Source organism: Halorubrum sp. SS7 (assembly GCF_005435055.1).
GTDB classification, from domain to species: domain Archaea; phylum Halobacteriota; class Halobacteria; order Halobacteriales; family Haloferacaceae; genus Halorubrum; species Halorubrum salinarum.
The window spans coordinates 1-2,107 of sequence record NZ_SGXV01000066.1 but is presented as its reverse complement, the minus strand read 5'-3'; the positions used below and the strand labels follow the sequence as shown (position 1 = coordinate 2,107).

Genomic DNA, 2,107 nt, shown 5'->3' with positions numbered 1-2,107 from the left:
AGAGGAATCCGGCCGGCTGCCATTTGTCGAGCAGGTCGACGTAGGCCTCGAACAGCCGACCCTCCTCGCTGTCGGTTCCTTCGGTACCTCCCGCACGACGGGCTGCCGCGGAAAACGGCTGACACGGCGGCCCGCCGATTATGAAGTCGATTTCGTCGCCGAGCGTGGCTGGAATGTTGAACTCATCGGGGCGGTCGTCGAGGACCGCGTCGGCGACTTCGCGGACGTCCTCACAGAGTAGAACCGCTTCTTCGTCGACGTAGGTCCCTCTGTTGGCTTCGAGGGTCTCGACCGCGGTCTCGTCAACGTCAAGATGGAGAGCGATTTCGAACGCTGGGTTCTCGCTAAACCCGATATCAAGGCCTCCAGCACCGGAAAACAGACTCGCAACGGTGATCGGTTCTGAATCAGCCATTATATCCTCCTGATCGGACACTACACGACCATCAGCTCATTACCGCATAAAGACTTTCGTCAGAGTCGGGTCGAAGCTGTCTAGCTGTCGAACTGAAGCAGTTCTCCGAGGCTCTCGACCCACTCCCGAGTAGGCTCGTCGATCGGTGCCCGGTCTCGGCGCTGCTGGCAGAGTGATTCGGCGTAAGCGACAATCCAAGCTTCAGGGGAAAGGTGGTCTTCAGCTTCCTCGAATTGGGCTCGGACGAACGACTCGAAGTCTATCAACTGGAAGTCGACGTCGTGTCTCGACTCGATCCCCTCAATTATTCCATCGTAGTTCGCAGTAACCGGTTCGCTCGTGATCAGCCCGACGGTCTCCGTCTCCGGGTGATTCGAGAGTTTGTCACCGACCTCTTTGATCTCGGTCGCGAGATCTCGAAGCCCGTACTTCGCGTCCCACGCCTCCCTGATTCTGGGCCGTCCTTCGGCATCCTGAGCGACGACCTCCAGATCGCCGATGTTTCCGTGCTTCTTGTTCGCGGAGCGCATCTGTGTGAGCGGCTTGAGCTCGTAGCCGAGGGGTAATCCGCTGTTGTCCTCTTTCACCTGGAACAGCGAATGAAGCGCCACCTCGAAGATCCGCGCCGCGTGGTCGGACCGTGAAACGTGTTCGGAGATGATCCGTGTTACGTCCCGCTGAGTGAGCCCGCGCTCTGTGACCTCTTCTACGAGGGAGAGGACGCTCTCGTATGCTTCTTGCGCCCGCTCGCCGCGGTTGTAGAACGAGAGTAGCAGGTAGTCGAGCAGTTCCTCCGGGTCGGGTCCGTTTTCGGACTCGACGGCGCTGAGAATCTCCGCCCACTCCTCTTGTGCGCCTCGGATATTCGCCTTGTAGAACCGTGAGTACGGGTAGTTCTCCGCAAGGGACCGCGTCATCATGACGCCGTCTCGATTGACACGAAGTAAGTCGTGATCGCGGAGAGTCGGAGCGATGTAATTACTGTCGATGGTTCGCATTGAGAGCCCTTCCTTCCAAGAGAAATGCGCCGAGCTGTTACTCCCCTTGTGGAGTCTCACGCTCTGCTCGGGAGCGATCGACTTGATGGTAAGCTGGCCGCAGAGAAGTCCGGACAGTGCTCGGCCCTTCTCACTCGTAATCGCGTCGACGATGGCGTCGATATTGTCAAGATGCTCCTGTGAGACGTCGACAGACACCTCTGTCTCGGAGTCAGTAACTCGGTTGATCCGGTCCTCTAGGTATCCATCATCGAGTTCAGATTTGATGTAATTGTACCGTTCACGGGCTGCTTCAGTCTGTTTCCCTTCTCTGTAGACCTCGTGTCCGCCATCCTCTCGAATGAACTCGACTCGATCTGCGAAAACAGGCATACGCGGCCCATCCTCTTCGGAGCCATCTGGCATACAGATACACAGTATGGTCTAATATCATAAATCCGATTAACTGTATATATGTATGAACAACTATACGAACAGCGTGAATACCATCAGAATCGGAGTTACTTCTCATCCACCTGCTGCCTCAAAAGATTCTGAAACCCCTCTCCGCCGTAGCACGCGCCGAGAAATGGGTGCTGTTCCGCGACCGATGCTACGCGGCTGCGCTCTCCAGTCGCCCGAGCGTCTGCTTGATGACCCACTCGCCGATCGCCGACCAGACGGTGTCGGCGAACGTCGCTACCTGCGAGGTCAT

Annotated in this window: 2 protein-coding genes; both read right to left on the bottom strand. The window is 57.2% G+C overall.

The window, feature by feature from the left end:
• The coding region (locus tag EXE44_RS16500; protein WP_241991857.1) for a DNA cytosine methyltransferase at positions 1-436 on the bottom strand (436 nt) is incomplete at its 3' end.
• 59 nt (positions 437-495) lie between these two features.
• A complete protein-coding gene (locus tag EXE44_RS16495; protein ID WP_137717954.1) occupies positions 496-1,818 on the bottom strand; it encodes a DNA methyltransferase in 1,323 nt (440 codons plus the stop codon).
• Between the last annotated feature and the right edge of the window lie 289 nt (positions 1,819-2,107).